Genomic DNA, 25,815 nt, shown 5'->3' with positions numbered 1-25,815 from the left:
TAGGATGCGATGACTCCCTTGCCTGCACCGCTGCGCTGGTTGCACTCGCTTGAGTGGCGCCGTGGTTTCTTCGATTGGGCACGCAGTGACGGCGTGACCTGGGTCTATATCTTCAAGGTGCTGATCGCGGCCTTCCTGACCTTGTGGCTCGCCATGCGCCTGGAGTTGCCGCAACCGCGCACCGCGATGATCACCGTATTTATCGTGATGCAGCCGCAAAGCGGCCAGGTGTTCGCCAAGAGTTTTTACCGCTTCCTTGGCACCCTGGCGGGGTCGGCGGTGATGGTGTTTCTGATCGCGTTGTTTGCGCAGAACACTGAGCTGTTCCTCGGTTCGCTGGCGATCTGGGTCGGCATCTGCACCGCTGGCGCGACCCGTAACCGCAACTTCCGCGCCTACGGTTTTGTACTGGCCGGCTACACCGCCGCGATGGTCGGGCTGCCGGCCCTGGCCCATCCCGACGGCGCGTTCATGGCGGCGGTCTGGCGGGTGCTGGAAATTTCCCTGGGGATTGTCTGCTCCACGCTGGTCAGCGCCGCGATCCTGCCGCAAACCGCCAGTGCCGCGATGCGCAATGCCTTGTACCAGCGCTTCGGGGTGTTTGCGTTGTTCGTCACCGACGGCCTGCGCGGTCGCAGCGAGCGCGAAGGGTTTGAACGCAGCAACGTGCGCTTTATCGCCGAAGCCGTGGGCCTGGAAGGGCTGCGCAGCATCACCGTGTTCGAAGACCCGCACATGCGTCGGCGCAATGGCCGTCTGACCCGTTTGAACAGCGAGTTCATGGGCATCACCACTCGTTTCAACGCCTTGCACCAATTGCTGGAACGCCTGCGCAGCAATCAGGCTGACCATGTGGTGGCGGCCATCAAGCCGGGCCTGCAAGACCTGGCCGAATTGCTCGACGGCTTCTCCGGTCGCGCCCTCACCAGCCCCGACGCGGCGCGCCTGCTCAGCCAACTGACGGCTTACAAAGAGGGCCTGCCCGCCAAGGTCCGCAGCCTGCGGGCGAGCTTTCAGGAAAGCGCCCCCAGCGACGCCGAGCAGCTGGATTTCCACACCGCCTACGAGCTGCTGTACCGCTTCGTCGACGAGTTGCACAGCTACGCACAAACCCATGCGTCCCTGGCCGACCACAGCCACGAGCGCGAACACTGGGACGAACCCTACACCCCGAAAACCAACTGGCTGGCCTGCGCCGCCTCAGGGATTCGCGCGTCATTTATCCTGATCGTGCTCGGCAGTTATTGGGTGGCCACCGCCTGGCCCAGCGGCGCCACCATGACCCTGATCGCTGCCGCGACGGTGGGCTTGTCCGCCGCCACACCCAACCCCAAGCGCATGGCGTTTCAAATGGCCTGCGGCACGTTGATCGGGGCGCTGGTGGGCTTTGTCGAGATGTTCTTCGTGTTCCCCTGGATCGACGGGTTCCCGCTGCTGTGCGTGATGCTCGCCCCGGTGATCATCTTCGGCTCGTTCCTGGCCTCGCGCCCGCAATACGCGGGAGTCGGCGTCGGGTTGCTGATCTTCTTCAGTACCGGTTCGGTGCCGGATAACCTGACGATCTACAACCCCTACACCTTCATCAACGACTACATCGCCATGGTCATCGGCATGCTGGTGTGTGCGGCCGCGGGCGCGATCATCCTGCCGCCCAACAGCCGCTGGTTGTGGCGCCGGCTGGAGCAGGATTTGCGCGAGCAAGTGGTGTTCGCCATCAGCGGCAAGCTCAAGGGCCTGGCGTCAGGTTTCGAAAGCCGCACCCGCGACCTGCTGCACCAGGCCTATGGCTTTGCCGCCGGGCAACCGCAGGTGCAACGCAACCTGCTGCGCTGGATGTTCGTGGTGCTGGAAGTCGGCCACGCAATTATCGAGTTGCGCAAGGAACAGGCGATCTTGCCGGTGCACCCGGCGTATGCCGAGTCCCAGCCGTGGCGCCAGGCGATCCGGGTGATGGGCCGTTCGCTGGTGCGGCTGTTCCTGCAACCCAGCGCCAGCAACCTGGAACGCAGCCTGATCGCCGTCGACCATGCCATCAGCCGCGTGCAGGCCACCGACGAACCCTTCGCCCCGCACTTCGACACCTCGGCCCTGCGCCGGGTGAAAAGTTACCTGCACTTTATCCGCACCTCACTGCTGGACCCGCAATCACCCCTGGCTGCCCTCAAGCCCGAAGGACCCGCTCATGCCTCGTGAAATCGCCTTCCACGGCGTGTACATGCCCACCATGACCCTGATGTTTCTGATCGCGGCGGGCCTGGCCTGGGCCCTCGACCGGTTCCTGGCCGGCTTTGACCTGTACCGTTTTTTCTGGCACCCGGCGCTGCTGCGCCTGAGCCTGTTCGCTTGCTTGTTCGGCGCCCTGGCGCTGACCGTCTACCGTTGAGAATGCCCCGATGAAAAAGTTTTTCAGCCTGCTCGCGACCTTGCTGGTACTGGCCCTGGCGATCTGGATTGGCCGCACGTTGTGGGTGCAGTACATGGAAACCCCCTGGACCCGCGATGGCCGGGTGCGTGCCGATATCATCAACGTCGCCGCCGACGTGACGGGCGAGGTGGTCAACGTCCCGGTGCGTGACAACCAACAGGTGAAAAAGGGCGACCTGCTGATGCAGATCGACCCCGAGCACTACCAGATTGCCGTCAAGCAGGCGCAGTCGCTGGTGGCGTCCCGCAAGGCCACCTGGGAAATGCGCAAGGTCAACGCCCACCGCCGCGCCGACCTCGATGCCCTGGTGATTTCCAAGGAAAACCGCGACGACGCCAGCAACATCGCCGACTCCGCCCTGGCGGATTACCAGCACGCGCTGGCGCAACTGGAAGCGGCCGAACTCAACCTCAAGCGCACCCAGGTGGTGGCGGCGGTGGATGGCTACGTCACCAACCTCAACGTGCACCGGGGCGACTACGCGCGCATCGGCGAGGCGAAGATGGCGGTGGTGGATATGAACTCGTTCTGGGTGTACGGCTTCTTTGAAGAAACCAAGCTGCCTCACGTCAAAGTCGGCGACAAGGCCGACATGCAGTTGATGAGCGGCGAAACCCTCAAGGGCCATGTGGAAAGCATCTCGCGCGGGATCTACGACCGTGACAACCCGGAAAGCCGCGAACTGATTGCCGATGTGAACCCGACGTTCAACTGGGTGCGCCTGGCCCAGCGGGTGCCGGTGCGGATTCACATCGATGAAGTGCCGGAGGGTGTGCTGTTGGCGGCGGGCATCACCTGCACCGTGATTGTTAACCAAACACAGAACTGATTTTCTGTGTTGATGAGGGGGCTTGTCCTGTGGTGGTGTGGGGGCCTGTCCTGTGGTGAGGGGGCTTGTCCCCCGTTGGAGTGCGAAGCGCTCCCGCTTTTTTTGCGGCCGCTGCGCAACCCAACAAGAGACAAGCCCCCTCACCACAGGTCAGCAAAACGTCTCGTGCAAGTGGCGCCACAGCAGGGCGCCACTGGCCTGCTTTTCAAACACCACCGTCGAACGCCGGTCGGTGTGTGTACCGCTGCCATCCACCTGTTGCTCGCGATAACTCACTGTTGCGCCACGAGCATGTCGGTCAATCCCGGCAAATTCGCTGAGGCTGATCTTGAACCCGGACCGCTTGCCGCCCGCCTGGCTGAACAGCTGCTTGAGCATCGCAAAGTCCAGTTGTTTGCCAGCCGGGGTGATCATGGAAAAGTCCGGCGAAAAACGCCCCAGCAAAACCTGCAGTGTTCCCTCGGGTGCCGTCCCGGCAAACCATTGTTCGATCTCGACATGGGCCTGGATCACTTCATCAAAAAAGTCGCGGTAATCAATCATCGTGTGGGCTCGCTGGCAGGGTGAAGCAGTGTCCGTACCGTGGACGCATCCAGGCACAGTACTGCAAATAAGGGGAACAGGGTCAACGCCGCGGCAATCACGAAAGTCGCGGTGAAGGAATGCAGTGTCGCCAGTACCGCACTGAGCAACGCCGCCCCGAGGCAAAAACTTAACTGGCGATTGATGTTCCACAAGGCGCTGGCGTGGCCCATGCGGTCGGCCGCAATGTCGAGAAAGGCCAGGGTTTGCGCGGTGCTGCTGCACAGGCTGCCGCCCAGGCCCATCAGGGTGTAGGCGAGCACCACGACCAGCGGGTGTGGCTCGATCAACAACACGATGCCAATGGCTTGCAGCAGCATGCCCGCCAACAACAACGGCCTCGGCCCGCAGCGATTGAACAGCTTTTTGCTCAAGGCGATGGCTATGCCTGACGCCATCGCCCAAGGCAGCATCAGCGCGCCGATGTGGCTGGCGGTAAACCCCAGGCCGTGCAGGTAAAGAATCGCCACCAGGCTGGTGCCGATAAAGACGCCCGGAATGAACAGGTAGACCAGCATCGCGACCCGCAGCATTGGCTGGCGAATCTGCCCCAGGATGGCGCCGAGGTCCAGGGACGGGCGCGCGGAAGCCGGGGTGTCGGTCTCCAGCCAGCGCCACGTCAGCATCAGGGTGATCAGCGCCAACGGCAGGTTGGCGAAAAAGATCCAGCGCCACGACACACTGTCCACCACCACCCCGCCCAAGGCGGGCGACAGGGCTGGAATCAGCAGCGCCACGAACATGACTTTGGCCGTCAACTGGCTGCGTTCTGCCGGCGGAAATTGCCGATAAGCCAACGCCTGGCCCACCGGGATCAGCAAGCCGCCGCCCAAACCCTGGAGCAGGCGCCAGCCGATCAGCGCTTCAATCGATGCGGCCTGGCCCACCAGCACCGAGGCCACGCCGAACAGCAACAGGCTGACGGCAATCAACCGGCGCTCACCCAGCAGCGCCGCCAGCCACACACTCAGGGGAATGACGACGGTCAGGCCGAGCATGTAGGCGTTGCCGATCCACGCCAGTTGCGTGACCGAAGCGTGCAACTCGCGGGCGATATCCGGGTAGGCGATGGTGGCGACAAACATGTTCACCAGGTCCAGGGCGAAGCCCAGTAGAAAGATCCAGGTGACTTTCGAGCGGTAGGTCATTGCGCTGTTCCTGCAGTGGATGGCGGCAGGGTAGGCGGGTGCGGGCACTTGGGAAACAGCGGTTTGACTGTTAGTTTGTCAAAAATATTTTGACAAAGGAGGGTGTGGCCAATGGTCAGCCTCGATCGATTCGACACCTTCAAGGCCGTGGTCGAGGCCGGTTCGTTGACCGCAGCCGCGGATTTCCTCGGGCAGACGCGGGCGGTGGTGAGCTTCAACCTCAAGCGCCTGGAGGCCGAACTGGGCGTCACCCTGTTGACCCGCAGTACTCGCCAATTGGCGCTGACCGATGCCGGTGAACGCTTTTACCTGCGCTGCACACGGATGCTGGAAGAGGCGCGTCTGGCAGTGGAAGAGGCGCGCTCGGAGCACAGCCAGCTCAAGGGCACGCTGCGCGTCACCACCACCGTCGAATACGGATTGGCGGTGGTGGTGCCGGCACTGGAAACCTTTCGCGGCCTGCACCCGGAATTGAACATCCAGTTATCCACCTCCTCCAGCCATGCCGACCTGATCTCCGAGCGGTTCGATGTGGCCATCCGGCTGGGGCGCATGCTCGATTCCAATCATCGGGCGGTGCAGCTGTCGAGCTACGAGATCTTTGCCGTGGCCGCGCCGGGGTTTGCCGGAATCTCCACGCTGGATGAACTGGAGCAACTGCCCAGGCTCGGCCATGGACGGCTGACGGAGTTGGCGGTGGTCGACCCGGCAGGCCACGAGCACCTGTATCGCCCCGGGCCTGGCAAGGCTTCACTGGTTGCGGACAGTGCCGCCATTCTCCAGGCCTTCGCCGTGCGCGGGCATGGCGTGGCGATCCTGCCCCAGTGGCTGGTGCAGGATGACCTCGATGCCGGGCGTTTGGTACGGCTGCTGCCGGATCATCGATTTGCGCCGCAGGGCGTGTATGCCCTGTACCCGGACACCCGGCACCTGCCGCTGAAAGTGCGGGCCTTCATTGATTTCATGAAGGGCTGATCCGTCGAGGAGTCGCACACCGTGTGGCTGCTGTTACAAGGTTCCGCTCAGGCCAAAGCGTTTTTTCAATACGGTCTCCAGCAACCCCTTGGGCAACAACGCCGCCATCCACGGCAGCGCCTGGCTGCCATTACCCGAGCGCAACAGGCGTGGCGGGGTGGTCTGTTGCACGGCCTTGAGCACGTGCGCCGCAAACTGGCTGGCGGGTGTCGGCCGGTCCTGGGAGGCCTTGGCCCGCGCGCGGATACTTTCGCGCAGCGGCCACCAGGGCGATTGCTCATTGATCAACAGCTCGGCCTGGGTACCGGCGTTTTTCGCGAAGCTCGTGTCAATGGCGCCCGGCTGCACTTCCATCACCCGCACGCCAAACGGCGCCAGTTCCATGCGCAACGCGTCGCTCAAGGCGTGCACCGCCGCTTTCGAGGCGCAGTAGGCACCGGCAAACGGCGTGACCAGCACCCCTGAGACGCTGCCGATATTCACCACCAGGCCTCTGCGCCGGCGCAGGGCCGGGAACAGCGCCTGGGTCACCCCGACCACGGAAAACACATTGGTCTCAAACTGCTGTTGCATCGCCTGGGTGCCGCCGTCGAGCAACGGGCCCATGGCGCCGTAGCCGGCGTTGTTGATCAGCACGTCCAGTTCGCCGATCTGCCCGGCCAATTCAGCGAGCGCGGTGCTGTCGTTGACGTCCAGCCGTACAGCGTTGAAGCCGGCGGCGCTCAGTGCGGCGACATCTTCGGTGCGTCGGGCGCTGGCCCACACGTCAAAACCGGCGTGCTTGAAGGCGTCCGCCAGGGCACGGCCGATGCCACTGGAACACCCGGTGATGAGTACGTTGGGCATGGATCAGTCCTTTGTCGTGATTAGTCGGAGAAGCTGCCTTGCAAATGCTCGGCGCGAAACTCCAGGGTTTGCGGGCGGTAGCCGGGGCGCAGCGGCGGCACCGGCAGGCAGTCTTCCCAGGTGGCGCCGGCCTGCAATTCGCCGGGGCCGCGATAGCGCGGGGCAGCGTACACGTTGTCGGCCAGGTTGACCGTATCGCCCGGCGCATAGGCAGCGATGCGCCAGCGCAGTTCAGTCAGCGGGACGCTGTTGCCGTTGTTCAAGGTGAGCTTGAGCGGGCGGTCCGCCGGGCATTCTTTGGGGGCGTAGACGGTGCGCAGTTCCAGGCGCGCCAATTGCTGGGCTTCGCGGTTGTCCAGCCACACCACCCATACCGCCACCAGGCCCAGCCCGACGGCAGCCGCGAGGGAAACCGGCAACGCCTTGGCCGGGTAGCGCAGCAGGAGGATCAGCCAGGTGATAATCAGCAAGACACCAAAGAACATGGCAACAACCTCGAAAACGGAACGAGCATCCTAACCAAGCGTAGGTGGAGTTGACCATCTTCGGGTTCCCGGCCCCAAAGAAAAAGCCCCCGGCCCACCGGCTGCGGATAGGGACGCAGTCGGTGGGGCGGGGGCTTCTTGTGTTGCTCTGTTTACTGCGCGATGGTTTTCACCGATACGCCACGCTCGATCGGCGTAGACCGACCGTAGATATCTTCAAAGCGCTCGATATCGTCCTCACCCAGGTAGCTGCCGGACTGCACCTCGATAATCTCCAGGGGAATCTTGCCCGGGTTGCGCAAACGGTGCACCGAGGCAATCGGGATGTAGGTGGACTGGTTTTCGGTGAGCAGGAACACGTTCTCGTCACAGGTGACTTCGGCGGTGCCGCTGACCACAATCCAGTGTTCGGCGCGGTGGTGGTGCATCTGCAACGACAGGCACGCGCCCGGCTTGACCGAGATGTGCTTGACCTGGAAGCGGCCGCCCATGTCCACCGAGTCATACGAGCCCCACGGACGGTAGACCTCGCAGTGGTTCTGGGTTTCGCTGCGGCCCTGTTCGTTGAGGGTGTTGACCATCTGCTTGACGCCCTGGACCTTGTCCTTGTGGGCAATCATCATCGCGTCCTTGGTTTCCACCACCACGATGTTTTCCAGGCCGATCACCGACACCAGTTTGCCGTTGCCGTGGATCATGCAGTTGCGGCTGTCCTGGATCACCACGTCGCCCTTGCTGACGTTGCCGTTGGCGTCTTTTTCATTCACGTCCCACAGCGATGCCCAGCAACCCACGTCGCTCCAGCCGGCGGTCAATGGCACCACGCAGGCCAGCTGGGTTTTTTCCATCACGGCGTAGTCGATGGAGTTGTCCGGGCAGCAGGCGAAGGTGGATTCGTCGATGTCGATGGTGTCGGCGGTGTGGTTGCTGCGTTCCAGGGTCAGCAGGCAGGTGTCGTAGATGTCCGGGTCGTGCTTTTTCAGCTCTTCCAGGAAGCGGCTGGCGCGGAACAGGAACATGCCGCTGTTCCAGAAATAACCACCGCTTTTGACGAACTCGGTGGCGCGTTTTTCATCGGGTTTTTCGACGAACTGCTGTACCCGGCTGACGCCCTCGGGCAGCAGCGAATCGTTGGTCGACTTGATGTAGCCGTAGCCGGTTTCCGGACGGGTGGCCGGTACGCCGAACAGCACCATCTCGCCGCGCTCGGCGGCCACGGTGGCCAGGGCCAGGGCGCGTTGCAGGGCTTTCTGGTCGTCCAGCACGTGGTCGGCGGGCAGCACCAGCATCAGCTCGTCACGGCCTTCGTTGACCAGCATCATCGCGGTCAGGGCCACGGCCGGCGCGGTGTTGCGGCCGAACGGTTCCATCAGGATGCGCTGGGTGTCCAGTTTGCGGGCGGCCAGTTGCTCGTTGACGATAAAGCGGTGGTCCTTGTTGCAGACCACGATGGGCGCGTCCATGCCGTCGAATACCAGGCGCTCCAGGGTTTGCTGGAACAAGGTGTGTTCGCCGGTCAGGGCCAGGAACTGCTTGGGAAACTGTTTGCGGGAAAGCGGCCAAAGACGTGAGCCGCTACCACCGGAAAGGATTACTGGGATCATGTGTTTCTCCTTGAATCGATATGGGTCAGAGCTACGAAGGTTTGTCGTTTCACTCTTGTTTTTGTCCGGGCCTGAGTTGAAGTGCTGACAATGTGGGAGCAGGCAAGCCAACCCCCACAAGGAGCGTGTCAACTCAGATAAATAGTTAGCGGGTCGACACAGGGCGCTTGACCCACACTGGCGACAGGTTGGCGCCGGTGCCGGTGACGTACAGCACTGCTGCCTCACCGCGCTCCAGGGCCACTGGCTTCACATCACCGACTTTCTTGTCGCCTTCATACAAGGCCAGGCTGACCTTCACCGGGTTGATCTCGCGCTCGCCACGGCCCTTGGCGGCCACGGCCTGGACCACGTCGGTCTTGCCGTCGGCGGTTTTCAGGGTCAGCGACTTGTCACTGAGGTTCTGTACGCGTACCAGGGATTTCTGCTTGTTCTTGAACGGCGGTTCTTCGATCAGTTGTGGCTGGCCGCTGCCGCTGCTGACCAGGGTGTAGTAGTGGTCGGCGGCGAGCTTGACCGGCAGGGTCTGGCTGCCGACCTTGGCGCTGTAGTCACCGCCCGGCATGAAGCTGAAGTCGCTGCTGGCCAGCGGTGCGACCTCGTTGAGGTTGGTGCTGCCGACGGTTGCGCTGACTTCCTGGTTGCTGGCGTTGTACACCCGTACAAAGCTGGAGCCTTTTGGCGCGACGGGACCGTAGAGGGCGGCGTCACCACCGGCGAAGGCAGACATCGAAACAACGCTCATGCCGGCGACGAGGGCAAAAGTTTTTGCGAGGTTAGTAGTGAAAGTCATGTGAGTTACCTCTCTTTCAGTTTTGCGCCCGGTCGGGCGTCTCGGATTTTTGGGTTTTAACTGGGGTGTTCAGTGCCATGTTCTGTTGGCGCGTACCGGCTTGTTTGAGCTGCGCAACCCACTGCGGGTCGGCGTCGCCGATTTCGTTGTTCACGGGCAGATAACGTTCGGGAAACTCCCAGATCAGCACCTGGGGCGGGCTGTTCTTGAAGTCGTCGCTTTTCAGGTAGCTGAGCATCGGCAGGATCGGGCCATGGCCGTCTTCGGAGTAGTTGATGACGTCGCTGCCCAGGGCTTGCTTCAGCGCGCCGACAAAGTTCCAGTTCGGGTTGGCGCTGTAGCTGGTGCCTACCAGCGCCACCGGGGTTTCGCTGTCGGTGAACAGCGCGTCGTCGCCTTTGGTTTCAGCCAGGTGAGTCACGCGCTTTTGCAGTGGCTCCTTGGGCGGCATCAGGTTTTCGAACAGCGGGTCCAGGGGCAGGAACAGGCGCAGGTCGCCCTTGTGCGGTTCGGTCTTCTCGGCTTCGGTGACAAAGCGTTGAGGCTCGCCGCTCAGTGGGGTTTTATCTTTAATCGTCTTGGCCAGTTGCTTGGCGGCCACTTCAGCGCCATCCGGGGTCCAGTGAGTGTCGGTACGCAGGAACACTTGCTGGCCGTGCAGCTTGGCCTGTTGCAGCGGGCCCATCAGATCGGGGGCGACGATCTTGGCGGCGGCCATGCGGGCATGGAAGTCCTGGTACAGGCCGGCGTGGATGCTGGCCGGCTGCACTTCACCCAGGTGTTCCGGGTACAGGCGCACCTTGGCCGGCACGATCGCCATCACCAGTTGGATGCCCTGGGCCTTGAGCTTCTGGCGCACGCCTTCCACCAGGGCGTAGTTGCCCTGCAGGTTCTGGTCTTCGTTGACGATGGGGTTGAATTCCTCGTCGCTGTACAACCAGTGATCGCGGCCAATCACCACGCCGGGACGGCCTTCATTGAACAGCTTGTAGTCCAGGGCTGCCCAGAGGTTGGTGCCCAGGCGCTTGATCGGGAACTGGTCGTCGTAATGGGTCTCGACGGCCTTGGTCCAGCGACCGTTGAGCACGGTCGCGTCGGCGTTGGTGCTGAAGCCCAGGAAACTGCGCATCGACCAGGCCCCCAAGGCCAACAGCACGGCCAGGAACAAGGCGATATAGAGGACGCGTAATGAACGGGTCATGGTCGGCTCCCTCAGAACTGGAAGTAAAGGAACGGCGAGAAGCTCTGCGCCGAAAGTTTGAGAATCGATGCCACGAACAGCAGCAGCACTGCAGCGCGCATGGCGTAGCGTGGCCAGGTGGCGCTCCAGTAGGCCGGTTGCACGGTGGCCTCGGTGCCCACGGTGTAGCCGGGCTCATGGATGCTGCCCGGGTTGTCGCCCGGTACGGCCTTGATCAAGCCCGGTTGGGCAGTGGCCGGGCCACCGGCCTGGGTGTTGACCGCAGGCTTGGTTTTTTCCGGTGGGCGGTTGCTGTAGAAATCCCGCAGGCCGAAGAACGCCAGGGTTGCGTACGCCACCACCAGGGTTGCCACTTGCAGGCCGGTGAGGCTGGCGCGGTTGAGTTCCGACAGCGACCATTCGCCGAAGCTGAACATCGCGCCGTACATGCGGCCGGCGACGTGCAGGTTTTCCGAGCGGAAGATCACCCAGCCCATCACCACCAGCAGGAAGGTGAAGGCCCAGCGGACGACGTTGAAACTGCGCGGTGCGGTGTTGAGGCCGATGGCTTTTTCAATCGCCAGCCACATGCCGTGCCAGGCGCCCCACACGATGTAGGTGATGTTCGCACCGTGCCACAGGCCACCGAGTAGCATGGTCAGGAACAGGTTGCGGTAGGTGGTCAGCGTGCCTTTACGGTTGCCGCCCAGGGTGATGTAGAGGTAGTCACGCAGCCAGGTGGACAGGCTGATGTGCCAGCGCCGCCAGAACTCGGTGATCGACTGGCTGATGTACGGCTGCTTGAAGTTTTCCATGAAGCGGAAACCCATCATCAAGCCCAGACCGATGGCCATGTCGCTGTAGCCGGAGAAGTCGAAGTACAGCTGCGCGGTGTAGGCCAGCGCGCCGAGCCAGGCGTCGCCCGTTGTCGGGTTTTGCAGGGCGAAGCAATGGTCGGCGACCACCGCCAGGGTGTCGGCGATGAACACCTTCTTGATGAAACCCTGCATGAACCGCGTGCAGCCCTCGGAGAATTTATCGAGGGTGTGGGTGCGGTTGTTGAACTGGTCGGCCAGGTCGCGAAAGCGCAATACAGGGCCGGCAATCAGGTGCGGGAAGATCGCCACGAACGCCGCAAAGTCGATCAGGTTGCGGGTGGCCGGAGTGTCGCCGCGGTACACGTCGATGATGTAGCTGATGGACTCGAAGATGTAGAACGAGATCCCGATCGGCAACAGCACGTGGGTCAGGATGAAGGGCTCCAGGCCCGCCGACTTCATCATCAGGTTGATGCTGTCGACGCCGAAGTTGGCGTACTTGAAGTAGCCGAGAATGCACAGGTCGACCGCCACGCCCAACAGCAGCCAGCGCTGGGCCGGCTTGGTGCGCACGCCTGCCGCACCGACCTTGAGGCCGATCCAGTAGTTCCACAGCGTCACGGCGGCGAACAGTGCCAGGAAGTCCACTCGCCACCAGGCGTAGAACACGTAGCTGGCAATCAGCAGCAGCAGATTGCGATAGCGTTGCCCGCTCAAGTAGTACAAGCCGAGGAAGATCGGCAAGAACAGAAACAGGAACACATTGGACGAGAAAACCATCCCGATCTCTCCATGTTTAACCAACAGTCAAGGGCCAACGGCCCCCCCAACCCCCCCACGAATCTGGGAGGGTGTACGCGTTCAGTGTGGGAGCAGGCAAGCCAGCTCCCACCTTTGGACCGAGTCCAGGTGTGGGAGCTTTGTATCAGCTGCCTTTGTTGCCTTTCTCGTGCGCCGGGTCGAAGACCTTGGTCAGGTCGCCCCCGAGGCGGAAGGTCTTGAACGGCTGCATCCCGTGCTTGCGCTCGATCACGTCCGGCGCGCAGGTGTAGAGGGTGCAGAAGGGCTCAAGCCAGGCAAATTTCATGTCCTCCTTGAGGTCCTTCATGTCCTGCTCCTTGCCGTTCTTCTTCTCGAAGATTTCCGGGTCTTTCACCCCGGCCAGCACCTTGTCACCCAGGCGTTTTAGCGCGCCGTTGTTTTCCTGGCGCAGGTCCACACCGTTGACCAGCGCAAAACTGGCGATCATCGACAGCGGCGGCAGGGCGTAGTTGTGGTACGACAACGCCCGTTGCTGACGCTTCAATTCGTTCGGCAGGAAGCCCTGGTCGTCGACCTGATTGGCGCCGACCTTGTATTCCTTCACGGCCCAGTCAAACAGGTCGCGGCGGTTCACGGCGATGGAAGTCGCCATGACGGACCAGGCGGCCCAGTAGGAGTGGTTGTTGGTTTTATCCAGCGGCAGGTTGTCCCAGTCGCTCACCACCTGGTCAGCCATTTTGCTGAACCAGGCCTCGATCAACTGTGACTCCTGCTGATGGTTGGCCAGCGGGTGGGAGTCGGAGAACTTCAGGCGCACATAGGCCGAGGCCATGCTGCCCAGCGCCCATTTGCGCATCGACTTGCCGGTGTGGTTGAAGTCCTTGGACATCAACGCATCGGCCTTGGCCCAGCTGGTGAGCCAATTCAAGGTGCATTCCAGCTGCTCCGGGCGACCGTCGCGCATGAACTGCATCACGCGCTTGCTGGTGTCTTTTTCCAGCTTGGTGATGTCGGCGGTGCTGTCGCGAAAGGCTTTTTCCGATTGCACATTCAGCGTGGAACGGGCCTTGTCCGAACCTTCGTACTTGCTGCGAAACTGCAGCGAACCGGTGTACGGCGCAGGCATGGTGTCGCAGTCATTCTTGAAGTCGCCGGTCTTGAACGCTTCCACCGGGGCGAAATAACCCTGGGGCGGACGCAGTGGCGCGGCGGCGTTGACTGAGCCGGCGAAGATCGCCATGCCCAGTAAAGTTGGAATCAATAACTTCTGCATAAGTAACCTCATTGCCCGAGTTGGGCGGTCTGTTGACCACCGCTTGGGAATACGTTGCGTGTGCAAATTTTCGCTTCAACCTTCTGCGCGGCCTGACCCGCTTCGGGGCCCTGCACTTCCACGGCCAGCAGGTTTTGCGTGGCCCAGTCTTCATCGGTGCGCAGTTCAAAGGCGAAACGCCCGTCTGTATCGGATGTTTCGGGTTTCTCGATCTTGATGTCCTCGTGGCGCCCGTTCATGTACCAGAGGGTGGCTTGCAGGGTTTTCACCGAAGGGTCGGCGAAGCGGATGTCGACCTGATGGCTGGCATTGCGCAGGTCTTTGTTCGAACTGTTCACCAGCAATTCGTTCTTGCCGGGCTTCAGCGTGGTACTGGCGGTCATCTGGGCGGTCTTGCCTTCGCAGCCGTTGTCCAGCAGCGACATCATCTGGCGGTAGATGGTCTCCTGGTCCAGGCGATACAGCGGCGAGAATTCCCAGATCAGAATCTTCGGCGGGGTCTTCTGGAATTCTTCGCTGCCCAGGTACTGGATCATCGAGCCTTCGAGGCCACCGCCGGGAAAGGCGACGTTGAGGATGTCGGCACCGATTTCCTGTTCCAGGAAGCCGGCGAAGTTGTAGTTCTTGCCGCTGTGGCTGGTGCCCACGAGGGTGATCTGCGGGTTGCCGGAATCGCCGAACAGGTCGCCGTCGCCCGCTTCGCCCTTGGGCTCGGTGGTGAACTGGTCCATGTACTGGATCGCGTAGCTGGTGCCGCACAGTTGCCCGGCCATGTTGTGCAGGGTGCCGGTCTTGCCCATGCGCCCGGACCGTTTGGTCTCGAATTCACGCTGCGGGATACCGGCAAATTCAGGCATCGCGCGCACTTTGGCGCCGACGATTTTGGCGGTGCGCTGGGCGCCGTACGGCGTCCAGTGTTGGTCACCGCGGAAGTAGAAGTCGTGGGCCGGCAATTCATCCGGCAGCTGCTCGTTGGTCAACGGCGACAGGTCCGGCACCACGTAGCCCATCTTGGCGAAGCGGCCGAGCATGGTCTTGTAATTGCCCAGGGCCTTGTCGAAATCGAACTTGGCTTTCTCTTCCGGGTTGAGCTTGTTGCGGTTCACCAGGCCACGGGTCGGCTGGTACACCACCACCAGTTCCACGCCCTTGCTCTTGAACGCATCGTGCAGCTGTTGCATGCGTTTGTAGCCGGCGGGGCTGGTGTCGAATTCGGTGCGCAGGTCTTCCTGGGTACGGAACAGCCAGTCACCCTGGGCTTGTACCAGGGTGGTGAAGTTCTGTTGGTAGCGCGTGGTGTAATTCTTCGCGTCGTGGGCGGCCGGGCACAGGCTGCAGCACGGCTCGGCGCTGAACTTCGGGGCCTGTACTTCGTCGGCGCGCACGCCCTGGCTGGCCGCGAGCAGGCCGAGGGTCAAACCCGAAAGGCTGAGCAGTTTGATCATGTGTGGGTGCATAAAGGTCATCCTCAGTCCTGCATTTCGGTCTGGCGTTCGACAGGGTCGATCAGCACGGCTTTCTTCTGGCGTACCAGCAAGTCGAGAATCTCTTCCTGGCGATCGCCGAGAACGCCCGAGAAGCTGATGCCACTGGATTTGGTCGGCGCAAGCATCGACACGCGGTACAGCTCGACACTCAACGGCGAGTCGATGGACAGCGGCCCGCTGCCGTTGGCGGCCAGTTCACCGCCGACCACGATCAGCGAGACCTTGGTGTCGAACGGGTCGAGGGCGATGTCGCGGTCGGTGTCGGTCAGATCCTTGATGTGGCCGTATACGCCGGTCAGCCCGTTGGCCATGGCCACGTTTTCGTACAGGCGAATGTTCACGCTGTTACGTATGCGGATGCCGTGGCGACGGTTGCTGATCACCTTGTTGCCCCACAGCAGGTTATCGCCGCTCTCATAGAGGGTGATGCCGTCGGTGTGGTTGCGGTAGATCTCGTTGTCGGCGATCAGGTTGTTGACGCTGTTACGGTCGATCACCAGGCCCGAGAGCTTGTTGTCGAAACTACGGTTGTTGAAGATGAAGCTGTCGTTCACTTCCCGGGAAATGATGATGCCGTGCTTCTTCTTCGTGCCGTAGACAGTGTTGTCGGTGATGATCAAGCCGTGTGACCGGTCGTGGGGGTCAATGCCGTAGACGATGTTGTCTTTATAGGTATTGCCCTTGAGCACAAAGCCGGTGGTCTCATAGCAGTAGAAGCCGTACCACATGTCCGAGAACTCGGAGTCGACGATCCAGCCCGTCGGCTCGGGACGCTTGAGCACCTTGGCCATGTTCGGCGTGTACTGGGAAATACTCACGCCATACGACTTACTGTTGGCGTAGCCGAAGCTGGCCATCTTGCTGTTGGCGATGTAGGTCTCGGTGCCGCCCCAGGCCAGCAGGAACGGACGGAATTCCTTGGGCGACTGGAAGGTCGCCGGGCCGTTGGTCTTCTCGCGCCAGCCGGTGATTCTGGTGTCGCGCACAAACAGCTGGCCGTCGTTGATCAGGAACGAACCGGCCTCCTGGGACAGGCGCAACTCCTGGGTCTGCTTGTCGATTTCGAGGATGCCTTTACGGCCCACCACGATCGGCAACTTGGCCAGGAACACCCCCGGCGAGGTTTCGCTGAAGTACTGCTTGGGCACTTTCTTCAGCAGGTCCTTGAGGTTCATGTAGCCGTCGTCGACAAAGATCGCCTGGGGAATGCCGTGCTGGCGCACCACCCATTCAGCCATCTTGTTGTCGCCGCCGATGAAGTCCTTCAGGGCGTCTTCCTGCATCATCCGGCGGATACTGATTTTGCCCGGCTTGCTGCGCACGATTTTCTTCGCGATATTCGCCGCGGTGTAGCCGGACACGTCCGGCAGCGCCGGCTTGGCCATTTCCAGCGGCTCGGTCGGCGGGCTCGAAATGGTGTAGGTCTTGGCCTGTTGCAGCTCTTTGGCGATGGTCGGCGCCTTGACCTGCTGCGCGACATCGGCGAAGGCCGAAGTGCTGGCCAGCAGCATGGCTGCGACCAGCAGGCTGACCGAGCCTTTGAGGGCTTGAGGGTTCATTGCGCAGGCTCCCATCAGAACTTCCAGATCACGTCGACAAAGGCGCGATGCATGTACGAGTCGACCTGGCTGCCATAGGCGTCGCCCGGTTTGAACACACCGGCACGGAAGCGCACCAGGGCCGACGGTTCGTCGATCGACTGGCTGAGCCCGGCCGGCAGCAGGCCTTTCTTGAAGTACTTGGTGACCACCAGGTCCATCTCCTGGCCCAGGTCTTTCTTGCCGTCTTCAAGCGGCAGGGAAGTGCTGGACAGGATCGCGCCGGTCACGTCATCGGTGTTGTTCTGCACGGCATCGATGCCGTTGCTGCCGACCGGCTTGTTGCCGTCGACGCGCCAGAACTTGTGGTACACGAGGCTGGCGTCATAGTCCTCGCGCAACTGCCAGGAACCGAACAGGCTCATGGACTGCATGTTGTTCATTTCGCCACGGAACGCTTCGCCGAAGCGGTGGACGCGGGACTGGGTACCGGTCCAGTTCGAACGGTTGCTTTGCAGGCCGTTCTGCTCGTATTCGGCGCTCGCGCGCGAGTAAGCCGCGCCCACTTGCCACTGCGGGTCCAGACGCAGGCGCACACCCAGGTCGGTGGCCCAGCCATTCACGTCATCGCTGCGCTTGGCATTGGCGGGGCGGGTGCCGTCGGCGTTCAAGGCGTTGACCGTGTCGCGGTCGCCCTGCATGCCGGTGACGCTTGCCCAGTAGTTGACGGTGTTGGTGTTGCGCCAGTTGTAGGCGTCGCTGTTGGCTTCGATGCCGAGCCAGGTCAGGTCGCCGTTCTCGCGTTTGTCCAGCGAGTCGGTGGCCACGCCCGGTTGCGGGTAGTCGAGCTTGCCGTCGTCATGGGTGTGGTGAGCGCGCAGGCCGATCCACTGGCCTGGCGTCCACTGATAGGCGGCGTCGGCGTAAAGGTGCTGGCGGTCCTTGTCCTTGGGCGACAGTTCCTTGAGGTCGGTGCGGTATTCGCTGAAACGCTCGGCGACGCCGACATTGGCCTTGAGCAAGGTGGTGTCGAAGGTCCAGTTCAGCGCTTCGATGTTGGTGTCGCGCCATTGGCCGTCGTCATTGCGCAGGCGTTGGCGACCGAGCTTGAGGATCTCGCCGGGGTAGGGCGTGAAGCCGCCGTAGGCGACCCAGAACTCGCGCATCGCCAGGTAGTTTTTCTTGCTCTTGCGGTCGTCATTGCTGGTCTGTTGGGTGGCGTCATCCGAGGACTGTTGCAGGGTGTCGGTCTCGATGATGTCGCTGGACGTCACGGCCTGGCCCATGGCGTAGGCGCTCCAGTTGCCGCTTTCGCCGTAGATCCACGGGCGCAGGTCGAGGCCGATGCCGTTGACGTCGCCGCCTTTCTGGGTGCCCAGGTCGCGGTCATCTTCGGACTGGCCGGTGACTTTCACTTCCAGGCCGAAGTTCTTGGCTTCGGTCAGCGCGGCCAGGGTCGGGCACGACCACAGCAGGGCGAAGGTCAGGCCGATGCCGGCCTTGACGAATGGATTGAGCTTCATAGGGATTCCTCGCCGTCTTCTTCTTGCAGGGCGTGCAATTGCAGCGTGCTTTGGGCCAGGGTGCCGCGCGCGGCCAGTTCCTGTTGCACCAGGCGTTGGCCTTCGGCGCGTTGTTCCGGGGTCAGCGGGGCTTCGAGCTGGGTGGCCAGGTCGTTGGCTTCCGGCGTGTCCTGGGCCTTGGCCAACTGGCTGAAGACATAGGCGTTAAGCGGGTCGGGCTTGGTGCCCTTGCCTTGGGAAAACAGTTGGGCGATCGCGAAGTCGGCGCTGTTCTGGCCGTTGCGCGCGGCGGTCAGCAGATGGTCGAGGGCCTTTTGCGAATAGACCTTGCCCAGGTAGCCACGGCGATAGATCTGGCCGAGGTAGTAATCGGCAGCCACTTCGCGGCCAACGGCTTTCTGGAAGTGTTCTTCGGCAGCCTTGGCGTCAGCCGGGACCCACTTGCCTTCGTAGTAGAGCTTGCCCAGCAACAGTTCGGCGCGGGGCTGGTCGGCGGCGCGGCCGTTGTCGAGGTACTTCATCATCTGGTCGACGTCGCCCAGTTCCGGGAAGTCGTAGAGCAGTTGCGCCAGGCTGACCCAGGATGCCGGGTAGCCCGGGGCGATTTTTTCCAGCAGGGCCTGGGCAGTTTTTTCGTCGGTCTTGCCCAGGGTCGCATCGCCCAACACACGGGCAACACTGTCGACCCGTTGGGCGGTCACGGCGCCACGGCTGTAGCCGGCTTCCATCTGTTTCAGCAGTTCGGCCTGTTTTTCCGGCTCGGCTTTTTTCTGGTAGACCGTGGCCAGCTCGACGTAGCAGATATCCGTGGTGTTCAGCGCGGCCTTGCAGATGCTCTCCACTTCGTCCAGATGCTGGTCGTAGGTGTCCTGGGTGCGGTACAGCAGCACCTGGGCGAGACCTGCTTCCGGGTAACCCGAAGCGCGCCATTTGCTGATTTGCTGCTGGGCGTTGATGTTCGGGAAACTGTGCGGGTATTGCAGGTACAGCATCGCCAGCGGGATCAGGGTGTTGCCTTCGCCATTGGCAAAGGCTTTTTTCAACAGGCCTTCGGCTTCATGGTGCTCGGCTTCGGTCGCGCCAGGCTTGGCCACCAGCAGGCGGCCCAGGCGTGCCTGGGCACGGGGCGAGGTGTCGGCGGCCGCGCGATACGTGGCTTCGGCCTGCTTGATTTGTTCGGGGTCGCGGGTGCCGACCTGGATGTCAGCCAGGCCCACCTGGGCCTCGCTGTAGCCCAGGTCTGCCAGCTGCTGGTAGTTCTGCTGCGCGGTGACCGTGTCGCCACGCTTGAGGGCTTCGTTGGCCAGGCGTTGGTCGGGCAGGCCGGCGCACCCGGCGAGGGCGATGGCCAGCGCCAATGGAACCGGCAGGGATCGAAGGGCGCTCATGGTTAAAGACCTGCAGCCATGGCTTTGTCGATCAGCCAGTTCAGGGACGGGCCACGGTCGCTGGTCACTTCAACCGGGCGACCGGCGTAGGTGCTGTCCAGCGGGGCATCGGGTTTGATCTGCACACGGATGTCGGAGGACATTTCGGTGCTGTTGAGGCTGGTGCTGCTGACGATGGTGCCGGTGCGAACCTGCTCTTCATCCGCCACCTGGAAGTTCACACGGGTGCCCGGGCGAACGTCGGCAAACTGGCGATAGGAGAAGCGTGCATCCACGTTGGCCTGGCTGCCGCGTGGCACCAGCTGGAAGATCACGTCGCCTTTGCTGGCGTACTGACCGTCGGCGACCAATTGCTGGGCCACGACGCAGTCGCACGGGGAGGTGAGGGTGCCGGTCATTTGCTTGCCGAACAGCTCTTCCACCTTGGCCGGTTGCAACTGGTCTTCGTCCAGATGGCCTTTGAGCACGTCGAGCATGCTGGTGCTGAAGGTCGCCAGTGGCGCGCCCTTGGCGGCCACTGCATCTCCTTTGATCAGGCTCTGCACGGTGCCATCGCGCGGCATGGTGACGTTCATCCCGGGTACGCTCACCAGTCCGGAGGTGGCGTGGCTGACGAAGTACATGCCGTACACCGACTTGACCACGAAGCCGAAGGCGACCAGGCCCACCACGAAGATCCCGAGGCTGAAGGTCACGGCCCGCAGGCGGCCGCCGACGCTCATGTTGCTGCCGCTGTCCTTGACCTTGCGCGCCTTGGTGAAGTTGTCGCGTTGCAGGGTTGCCAGCACGTCGCCCATGGTCACGATGTCGCCGGACAAGTGCGAGGTGATCAGGTGGCGCAGGGTCGAGATGTCTTGTGCGTCGAGGTTCTGGAACTGGCAACCGGTGCGGCCGGTCTGGCGGTCGTAGGAGCGAATCTGCAGCTCGACGTCCATCGCCAGGCCGAGGTTATCGATCACGAACTGCAAGCGACCCTTGTGCACATCGCCGACTTTCAGCGGCTGCTGCGGGGCGTTGAACGCCAGGCCGCCGGCGGACAGGTCGATGACGCGTACTTCCATCGGCGTGTGGTCGGCGCCGAAGAAGCGCAGCTTGGCCGGGATTTTTACCCGGGCGTGTTGGCGCTGGGCTTCGGACTCGTGGACAACGTTGGCGTTTACTTGGCTATTCATGGTGTGTAGTTCCTAGTTAATTCAGGCTTGGCAGGGTCAAACCATCATCAGCAACACGGCGACGAAAATGCTGCCGGCGGAGAAGGTCATGGTCCGAGACGACCAGGTGTTGAACCAACGTTGAAAGCTGGCCAAATCGCGGGTCAGTTTGGTGTCCTGGCGTGTCCAGGACTGTTGATCAAGGCGGAAGAACACGTAGATCTTCACCAGCGCGCCCATGATCTGGTTGTAATAGAGAATCACCGGGTAAGCCGGGCCGATCCGGTGACCGGAGCACGACAGCAGCAGGGTCAGGATCAGGCGGGTGATGCCGATCCACAGCAGGTAGGCGAGGATGAACGCGCCGCCGTATTTGAACGTGGCGATGATCGCCACGGTCAGGCCCAGCAGCGAAGTCCACATCGACACGCGCTGGTCAAACAGCACGATGCTGGTGAACAGGCCAAGCCGGCGCATACCCAGGCCGAGGGCACGGGAGTTCTGGCGCAGGTTGTTGCCGTACCAGCGGAACATCAGCTTGCGGCTGGCCTTGATAAAGCTCTTTTCCGGCGGGTGTTCCACGGTGTGGATCGCAGCGTCCGGCACGTAGAAAGTGTCGTAGCCCAGGCGCATCAGGCTGAACCAGCTGGACTTGTCGTCACCGGTCAAAAACTTGAAGCGGCCCAGGCGCCAGTGTTGCAGCGAGTCGCTTTCCACGTCGGCGATAAAGCCCGGGTCGGTGACCACGTTGGCGCGGAACACCGACATGCGGCCGGTCATGGTCAGCACGCGTTTGGACAAAGCCATGGAGCACATGTTGATGTGGCGCTGGGCGAAGCGCAGCTTGTGCCACTCGCTCATGATGTAGCCGCCGCGCACTTCGCAGAACTCGTTGGTGGTCAGGCCACCGACATTGCCGAACAGCTGGAACCACGGCACGGTCTTGCGCACGACGCCCTCGGCGAGCACGGTGTCGCCATCGATCACGGCCACCACGGCGCGGTCGTCCGGCAGGTGGCGGGAGATGGCGCGAAAACCGAAGGCCAGGCCGTCACGCTTGCCGGTACCGGCGATACGCACGAAGTCCAGCTTGACGTGGTCGGGCGGGTTCATCCTGGCCCACAGGCTCTTGACCAGCAGCTCATCGGACATTTCCACCAGCGAGCAGACCACGGTGGTAGGGAAGCCACATTCGATGGCTTCGCGGATCACCGAGCTGTAGACCTGGGCCGTGGTCAGCGCGTCGATCCGAAAGCTTGTCACCATCAGGAATACGTGGGACGGGTCTGCTGCCTTGCCCAGCTTGCGCACTTTGCGCCGCAGGTGCGGGTAGACCACGTACAGGAACAGCATGCCGCGAAAGAAATGCGTAGCACCCATCGAGTAGCGCCAGATACCGACGGCGCCAATCAGGAAAATAAAATTCTTCGACTCGGAGTCGAACGTACTCGCCGGCAACAGCAGGGCGAGTCCCATCAGCAGGCTCAGGAAAAACAGCCAGCCGGCGGATTGGAGGAGTACGTGTTTTAACTTGGACATAGGCGTCATTCCGCAGGTGAAGGAGGCTTCAAGCGGCAAGCGCCGGGGATCAGGACGCTTGCCGCTTGAAACTTGCCGTTGCTGTTACCAGCAAATGCCTTCGGTACGGCCGCTCACGCTGGTGGCCTTGGACATGAAGCCCACCAGGTCGACCACTTGCTTGCCGTGGGGAGCGTTATGCGCCAGGGCACGGAACTTCTCATCGCGGTTGCCCAGGATGATCACGTCGGAGTTGTTGATCACTTCGTCGAAGTCCGAGTTGAGCAGGGACGACACGTGCGGGATCTTGCCCTCGATGTATTCCTTGTTCGCGCCGTGCACGCGGGCGTATTCGACGTTGCTGTCGTAGATGCTCAGGTCGAAACCCTTGCCGATCAGCATTTCGGCCAGTTCCACCAGCGGGCTTTCGCGCAGGTCATCGGTGCCGGCCTTGAAGCTCAGGCCCAGCAGGGCGACTTTGCGTTTGTCGTGGCTGGAGACGATGTCAAAGGCGTTTTGCACCTGGGACTCGTTGCTGCGCATCAGCGAGTTGAGCAGCGGCGCATCCACGTCGAGGGAGCCGGCGCGGTACGTCAGGGCGCGCACGTCTTTCGGCAGGCACGAGCCGCCGAACGCGAAGCCCGGGCGCATGTAGTACTGGGACAGGTTGAGGGTCTTGTCCTGGCAGACCACTTCCATCACTTCGCGGCCGTCGACACCCACCGCCTTGGCGATGTTGCCGATCTCGTTGGCGAAGGTCACTTTAGTCGCATGCCAGACGTTGCAGGTGTACTTGATCATCTCGGCGACGGCGATGTCCTTGCGGATGATCGGGGCGTCGAGTTCTTCGTACAGCGACTGCAGGACATCGCCGGAGGCTTTGTCGAACTCACCGATGACGGTCATCGGCGGCAGGTCGTAGTCGGCGATGGCGGTGCTTTCACGCAGGAACTCAGGGTTTACCGCGACGCCGAAGTCGACACCGGCTTTCTTGCCGGAGCAGTCTTCGAGAATCGGGATGACCACATTCGCCACGGTGCCTGGCAGCACAGTGCTGCGGACCACGATGGTGTGGCGGGTGGTCTTGTCACGCAGGACAAAACCGATCTCGCGGCACACCGATTCGATGTAGTTGAGTTCCAGGTCGCCGTTCTTCTTGCTCGGCGTGCCGACGCAAATCATCGACAGGTCGGTATCACGGATTGCTTCGGCGAAATTGGTGGTGCCGCGCAGTCGGCCAGTTTGAATACCCTGGCTCAACAGCTCGCCCAGACCCGGTTCAACGATGGGCGATTTGCCCGCGTTGATCAGGTCGATCTTTTCCTTGGAGATGTCTACGCCGACGACCTCATGGCCTCGTGCAGACAGGCAACCGGCACATACTGCGCCGACGTAACCTAGACCAAATATGCTGATGCGCATCGCATTTACCTCATTGTTAATCGTGCCATTAGATGGCCGGAGTTCATGTTTTGAAGCGTCACTCAGACACTGGGAAGTGCGACGAATAAACGTCGATATATCCAGTGCAGGCATACTAAAAGTCGAGTGACTAACTAATGCACTCAAGTTGTGCGCAACTTGGCCTTATTGTTGGGGCTTGCCCTGAAATGCAGCCAGCCTTCCTGGGGAAGGGCCTGGCGCCAGTGCCTCAAGGCGTTGACAGGGGCTTTAAGACCTTATATATCAACGGCTTGGGTTGTCTCACTGACCCATACAGGTGAGCTCAGCCTTGGCCTTTTCGGAGAAAGTAGTGAAACCTCTTCGTCCGCCTTCAACTAGTCAGTTGATGGTTTGACCATTGAGTCAAAGTTAGATGACAACTTTGCTACTTCATTTGGTCGCCGCGTAAGTCATCTCTTACATTTGCAGAGATAATCGTTACCGGTGGTATGAGCGGTGCTTTGGGACATAGTTCCGGGCCGCTCATCCTGTTTCCGGAAATTTCTTGAAATATTAGGAAAGATGGCACTAGTACTATTGTGATAGCACTTGCTATTTGGGCCAGTAGTTGCGGGGAGTTGCGAGGGCTAAATAGTTTTGTGCCACTACTCTTTGAAAAAAGTGGTGCCACTACGAAAAAAATTGACGAATGTCGAGTGAAATAAATGTTAGGAATTCTGAAGAAATATTTTTGACGCCAAATAAATGACGATTAGATGGGCTGAAGAGGGGTTTATTCGAGGGAATTGTTGTGGCGAGGGAGCTTGCTCCCGCTGGGGCGTGCAGCGGCCCTGGCTTTTTTGGGGCCGCTGCGCAGCCCAGCGGGAGCAAGCTCCCTCGCCACGGGTTTCCGGTTTTCAGAAAGACTGAGTTATTCCGGTGCGTGATCCCGCAGGAACACCAGGTTATCCGGTTTCGACTGCTCCGCATTGAAGCGGTAGCCCTGCACGTCAAATTCCTTGAGTTTGGCCGGGTCGTTGATGCGTTCTTCAATCACGAAGCGGCTCATCATGCCCCGGGCCTTCTTGGCGTAGAAGCTGATGATCTTGTACTGGCCGTTTTTCAGGTCCTTGAACTCGGTGTTTATGATCCGCGCGTTCAGTGCCGGGCGCTTGACTGCCGAAAAGTACTCGTTGGAGGCCAGGTTGAGCAGCACGTCATCGCCTTGTTCGGCCAGGGCTTCGTTGAGCCACTCGCTGATGCGGGTGCCCCAGAAAGCGTACAGGTCCTTGCCACGGGCGTTGGGCAACTTGGTGCCCATCTCCAGGCGGTACGGCATCATCAGGTCCAGTGGGCGCAGCAGGCCGTACAGGCCGGAGAGCATGCGCAGGTGGTCCTGGGCGTAGGTGAAGTCGGCGTCTGTGAAGGTTTCGGCGTTGAGGCCGGTGTAGACGTCGCCCTTGAAGGCCAGCAGGGCCTGTTTGGCGTTGGCTTGGGTGAAGGCTGGGGTCCAGCTGCCGAAGCGTGCGGCGTTGAGGCCGCCGATCTTGTCGGAGACGTGCATCAGTTCGCTGATCTGCGCCGGGCTCAGTTCACGCAGTTGTTCGATCAGCTCCTGGGAGTGGTCGAGGTATTGCGGCTGGGTGAAGCGCGGGGTGACCGGCTTTGACTCGAAATCGAGGGTTTTGGCGGGGGAAATCACCGTCAGCATGAAGTCGTCTCCTTTAATCGTGGGGGGATTCTAGGGGGTAGGGAGGTTTGACTCCACCTATGATGGTGATAGAGGAGTGGGTTTGTGTTGTGGACATATCCGTTGCTGCGGTAACGGCCGCTATTGGTTCCGCTCTTACAGCGGGTCACTTTGGAAAAGCCTGTACGGACCGGACACATGGTGGACACATGTACGGGGACATGGTTGACACATTATGAACCGTAATCAGGCTGCTTCACGTCGATCGTTCGCAAAAAGTGATGGCAGAAATAGACATCAAACAGCCCGTCACTTTCAGTGTTCGGACGTAGTGCAACGTGATGTCCAGCCAGGCCTTTGGCGATCCTGAAGTAGCGCTTCTGAAACTTAAATCGACTGTGATAAACCTTGGCCTTT

General features: G+C 61.4%; 21 protein-coding genes and 1 pseudogene. 4 read left to right on the top strand and 18 right to left on the bottom strand.

Annotated features, from left to right (window positions below; translation table 11 throughout):
* Nucleotides 1-9 precede the first annotated feature (9 nt).
* Genes P3C29_RS10890 through P3C29_RS10880 form a run of 3 tightly spaced genes read left to right on the top strand, consistent with a single transcriptional unit; the run spans nucleotide 10 to nucleotide 3,254 of the window.
* The gene (locus P3C29_RS10890) at nucleotides 10-2,193 is read left to right on the top strand and encodes an FUSC family protein (protein WP_275964545.1); all 2,184 of its coding nucleotides are present in this window, start codon (nucleotides 10-12) and stop codon (nucleotides 2,191-2,193) included.
* A complete protein-coding gene (locus P3C29_RS10885; protein WP_003216262.1) occupies nucleotides 2,183-2,383 on the top strand; it encodes a DUF1656 domain-containing protein in 201 nt (66 codons plus the stop codon). Before P3C29_RS10890 ends, P3C29_RS10885 begins: the two co-directional genes overlap by 11 nt.
* A 10-nt stretch (nucleotides 2,384-2,393) precedes the next feature.
* On the top strand, nucleotides 2,394-3,254 hold the full coding sequence (locus tag P3C29_RS10880) for an HlyD family secretion protein (protein WP_275964544.1): 861 nt from the start codon (nucleotides 2,394-2,396) through the stop codon (nucleotides 3,252-3,254).
* Between the two features lie 150 nt (nucleotides 3,255-3,404).
* Here the strand turns inward: P3C29_RS10880 and P3C29_RS10875 are convergent, their stop codons facing one another.
* Nucleotides 3,405-3,797 (bottom strand): DUF4440 domain-containing protein, encoded by a 393-nt coding sequence (locus P3C29_RS10875; RefSeq protein WP_201125329.1) that lies wholly within the window; start codon nucleotides 3,795-3,797, stop codon nucleotides 3,405-3,407.
* Nucleotides 3,794-4,984, bottom strand: coding sequence for an MFS transporter (locus P3C29_RS10870; RefSeq protein WP_275964543.1), 1,191 nt, complete (start codon nucleotides 4,982-4,984; stop codon nucleotides 3,794-3,796). The genes P3C29_RS10875 and P3C29_RS10870 overlap by 4 nt, the downstream gene beginning before the upstream one ends.
* Nucleotides 4,985-5,095: 111 nt before the next feature.
* Between P3C29_RS10870 and P3C29_RS10865 the strand changes: the two genes are divergently transcribed.
* Entirely contained in the window at nucleotides 5,096-5,959 is an 864-nt protein-coding gene (locus P3C29_RS10865) for a LysR family transcriptional regulator (protein ID WP_275964542.1), read from the top strand.
* Nucleotides 5,960-5,992: 33 nt separating this feature from the next.
* Here the strand turns inward: P3C29_RS10865 and P3C29_RS10860 are convergent, their stop codons facing one another.
* From P3C29_RS10860 to P3C29_RS10785, 16 genes and pseudogenes are all read right to left on the bottom strand, one after another.
* Nucleotides 5,993-6,805 carry an SDR family oxidoreductase gene (locus P3C29_RS10860; protein WP_275964541.1) on the bottom strand — a complete coding sequence of 271 codons (813 nt, stop codon included), beginning with the start codon at nucleotides 6,803-6,805 and terminating at the stop codon, nucleotides 5,993-5,995.
* Nucleotides 6,806-6,825: 20 nt separating this feature from the next.
* Nucleotides 6,826-7,290 (bottom strand): multidrug transporter, encoded by a 465-nt coding sequence (locus P3C29_RS10855; RefSeq protein WP_201125325.1) that lies wholly within the window; start codon nucleotides 7,288-7,290, stop codon nucleotides 6,826-6,828.
* A 152-nt stretch (nucleotides 7,291-7,442) separates the two neighbouring features.
* Nucleotides 7,443-8,894 carry a mannose-1-phosphate guanylyltransferase/mannose-6-phosphate isomerase gene (locus P3C29_RS10850; RefSeq protein ID WP_010170433.1) on the bottom strand — a complete coding sequence of 484 codons (1,452 nt, stop codon included), beginning with the start codon at nucleotides 8,892-8,894 and terminating at the stop codon, nucleotides 7,443-7,445.
* Nucleotides 8,895-9,039: 145 nt separating this feature from the next.
* Nucleotides 9,040-9,687 (bottom strand): alginate O-acetyltransferase AlgF, encoded by a 648-nt coding sequence (locus P3C29_RS10845; protein WP_008434181.1) that lies wholly within the window; start codon nucleotides 9,685-9,687, stop codon nucleotides 9,040-9,042.
* 16 nt (nucleotides 9,688-9,703) lie between these two features.
* On the bottom strand, nucleotides 9,704-10,888 hold the full coding sequence (locus P3C29_RS10840) for an alginate O-acetyltransferase (protein ID WP_201125324.1): 1,185 nt from the start codon (nucleotides 10,886-10,888) through the stop codon (nucleotides 9,704-9,706).
* Nucleotides 10,889-10,899: 11 nt separating this feature from the next.
* The gene (locus P3C29_RS10835) at nucleotides 10,900-12,465 is read right to left on the bottom strand and encodes an MBOAT family protein (RefSeq protein ID WP_275964540.1); all 1,566 of its coding nucleotides are present in this window, start codon (nucleotides 12,463-12,465) and stop codon (nucleotides 10,900-10,902) included.
* A gap of 145 nt (nucleotides 12,466-12,610) precedes the next feature.
* The gene (locus P3C29_RS10830) at nucleotides 12,611-13,720 is read right to left on the bottom strand and encodes a mannuronate-specific alginate lyase (RefSeq protein WP_169386266.1); all 1,110 of its coding nucleotides are present in this window, start codon (nucleotides 13,718-13,720) and stop codon (nucleotides 12,611-12,613) included.
* Nucleotides 13,721-13,728: 8 nt separating this feature from the next.
* On the bottom strand, nucleotides 13,729-15,177 hold the full coding sequence (locus tag P3C29_RS10825; RefSeq protein WP_010170425.1) for an alginate O-acetyltransferase: 1,449 nt from the start codon (nucleotides 15,175-15,177) through the stop codon (nucleotides 13,729-13,731).
* Nucleotides 15,178-15,188: 11 nt separating this feature from the next.
* Nucleotides 15,189-16,781, bottom strand: a complete 1,593-nt coding sequence (algG, locus tag P3C29_RS10820) for a mannuronan 5-epimerase AlgG (RefSeq protein ID WP_029615879.1) — start codon at nucleotides 16,779-16,781, stop codon at nucleotides 15,189-15,191.
* Nucleotides 16,781-18,268, bottom strand: coding sequence for an alginate export family protein (locus P3C29_RS10815; protein WP_010170420.1), 1,488 nt, complete (start codon nucleotides 18,266-18,268; stop codon nucleotides 16,781-16,783). Before P3C29_RS10815 ends, algG begins: the two co-directional genes overlap by 1 nt.
* Complete coding sequence (gene algK, locus P3C29_RS10810; RefSeq protein ID WP_169386265.1) at nucleotides 18,265-19,656, bottom strand: alginate biosynthesis TPR repeat lipoprotein AlgK; 1,392 nt, start codon at nucleotides 19,654-19,656, stop codon at nucleotides 18,265-18,267. The genes P3C29_RS10815 and algK overlap by 4 nt, the downstream gene beginning before the upstream one ends.
* Nucleotides 19,657-19,658: 2 nt before the next feature.
* Nucleotides 19,659-20,828: an alginate biosynthesis protein Alg44 gene (locus P3C29_RS10805; protein WP_201125320.1), complete on the bottom strand. Its 1,170-nt coding sequence runs from the start codon at nucleotides 20,826-20,828 to the stop codon at nucleotides 19,659-19,661.
* Between the two features lie 36 nt (nucleotides 20,829-20,864).
* Complete coding sequence (gene alg8 / locus P3C29_RS10800; RefSeq protein WP_169386264.1) at nucleotides 20,865-22,346, bottom strand: mannuronan synthase; 1,482 nt, start codon at nucleotides 22,344-22,346, stop codon at nucleotides 20,865-20,867.
* A gap of 84 nt (nucleotides 22,347-22,430) precedes the next feature.
* Nucleotides 22,431-23,747 (bottom strand): nucleotide sugar dehydrogenase, encoded by a 1,317-nt coding sequence (locus tag P3C29_RS10795; protein WP_010170413.1) that lies wholly within the window; start codon nucleotides 23,745-23,747, stop codon nucleotides 22,431-22,433.
* An 892-nt stretch (nucleotides 23,748-24,639) separates the two neighbouring features.
* Nucleotides 24,640-25,419, bottom strand: a complete 780-nt coding sequence (yaaA, locus tag P3C29_RS10790; RefSeq protein ID WP_275964539.1) for a peroxide stress protein YaaA — start codon at nucleotides 25,417-25,419, stop codon at nucleotides 24,640-24,642.
* A gap of 212 nt (nucleotides 25,420-25,631) precedes the next feature.
* A pseudogene (locus P3C29_RS10785) lies at nucleotides 25,632-25,815 on the bottom strand (IS481 family transposase); the annotation flags it as partial.

This window comes from Pseudomonas sp. 1912-s (assembly GCF_029269205.1).
In the GTDB taxonomy this organism is placed as follows: domain Bacteria; phylum Pseudomonadota; class Gammaproteobacteria; order Pseudomonadales; family Pseudomonadaceae; genus Aquipseudomonas.
The sequence above is the reverse complement of the archived record's forward strand: the minus strand, read 5'-3'. Positions and strand labels throughout refer to the sequence as shown.

What these genes read in the sequence shown, in the direction of transcription:
- P3C29_RS10795 (WP_010170413.1), bottom strand. Translation starts at nt 23,747, where the DNA reads ATGCGCATCAGCATATTTGGTCTAGGTTACGTCGGCGCAGTATGTGCC.
- P3C29_RS10830 (WP_169386266.1), bottom strand. Translation starts at nt 13,720, where the DNA reads ATGCAGAAGTTATTGATTCCAACTTTACTGGGCATGGCGATCTTCGCC.
- alg8 (WP_169386264.1), bottom strand. Translation starts at nt 22,346, where the DNA reads ATGTCCAAGTTAAAACACGTACTCCTCCAATCCGCCGGCTGGCTGTTT.
- P3C29_RS10865 (WP_275964542.1), top strand. Translation starts at nt 5,096, where the DNA reads ATGGTCAGCCTCGATCGATTCGACACCTTCAAGGCCGTGGTCGAGGCC.
- P3C29_RS10840 (WP_201125324.1), bottom strand. Translation starts at nt 10,888, where the DNA reads ATGACCCGTTCATTACGCGTCCTCTATATCGCCTTGTTCCTGGCCGTG.
- P3C29_RS10890 (WP_275964545.1), top strand. Translation starts at nt 10, where the DNA reads ATGACTCCCTTGCCTGCACCGCTGCGCTGGTTGCACTCGCTTGAGTGG.
- P3C29_RS10815 (WP_010170420.1), bottom strand. Translation starts at nt 18,268, where the DNA reads ATGAAGCTCAATCCATTCGTCAAGGCCGGCATCGGCCTGACCTTCGCC.
- P3C29_RS10805 (WP_201125320.1), bottom strand. Translation starts at nt 20,828, where the DNA reads ATGAATAGCCAAGTAAACGCCAACGTTGTCCACGAGTCCGAAGCCCAG.
- yaaA (WP_275964539.1), bottom strand. Translation starts at nt 25,419, where the DNA reads ATGCTGACGGTGATTTCCCCCGCCAAAACCCTCGATTTCGAGTCAAAG.
- P3C29_RS10875 (WP_201125329.1), bottom strand. Translation starts at nt 3,797, where the DNA reads ATGATTGATTACCGCGACTTTTTTGATGAAGTGATCCAGGCCCATGTC.
- P3C29_RS10880 (WP_275964544.1), top strand. Translation starts at nt 2,394, where the DNA reads ATGAAAAAGTTTTTCAGCCTGCTCGCGACCTTGCTGGTACTGGCCCTG.
- P3C29_RS10870 (WP_275964543.1), bottom strand. Translation starts at nt 4,984, where the DNA reads ATGACCTACCGCTCGAAAGTCACCTGGATCTTTCTACTGGGCTTCGCC.
- P3C29_RS10860 (WP_275964541.1), bottom strand. Translation starts at nt 6,805, where the DNA reads ATGCCCAACGTACTCATCACCGGGTGTTCCAGTGGCATCGGCCGTGCC.
- P3C29_RS10850 (WP_010170433.1), bottom strand. Translation starts at nt 8,894, where the DNA reads ATGATCCCAGTAATCCTTTCCGGTGGTAGCGGCTCACGTCTTTGGCCG.
- P3C29_RS10825 (WP_010170425.1), bottom strand. Translation starts at nt 15,177, where the DNA reads ATGCACCCACACATGATCAAACTGCTCAGCCTTTCGGGTTTGACCCTC.
- algG (WP_029615879.1), bottom strand. Translation starts at nt 16,781, where the DNA reads ATGGGAGCCTGCGCAATGAACCCTCAAGCCCTCAAAGGCTCGGTCAGC.
- algK (WP_169386265.1), bottom strand. Translation starts at nt 19,656, where the DNA reads ATGAGCGCCCTTCGATCCCTGCCGGTTCCATTGGCGCTGGCCATCGCC.
- P3C29_RS10855 (WP_201125325.1), bottom strand. Translation starts at nt 7,290, where the DNA reads ATGTTCTTTGGTGTCTTGCTGATTATCACCTGGCTGATCCTCCTGCTG.
- P3C29_RS10885 (WP_003216262.1), top strand. Translation starts at nt 2,183, where the DNA reads ATGCCTCGTGAAATCGCCTTCCACGGCGTGTACATGCCCACCATGACC.
- P3C29_RS10845 (WP_008434181.1), bottom strand. Translation starts at nt 9,687, where the DNA reads ATGACTTTCACTACTAACCTCGCAAAAACTTTTGCCCTCGTCGCCGGC.
- P3C29_RS10835 (WP_275964540.1), bottom strand. Translation starts at nt 12,465, where the DNA reads ATGGTTTTCTCGTCCAATGTGTTCCTGTTTCTGTTCTTGCCGATCTTC.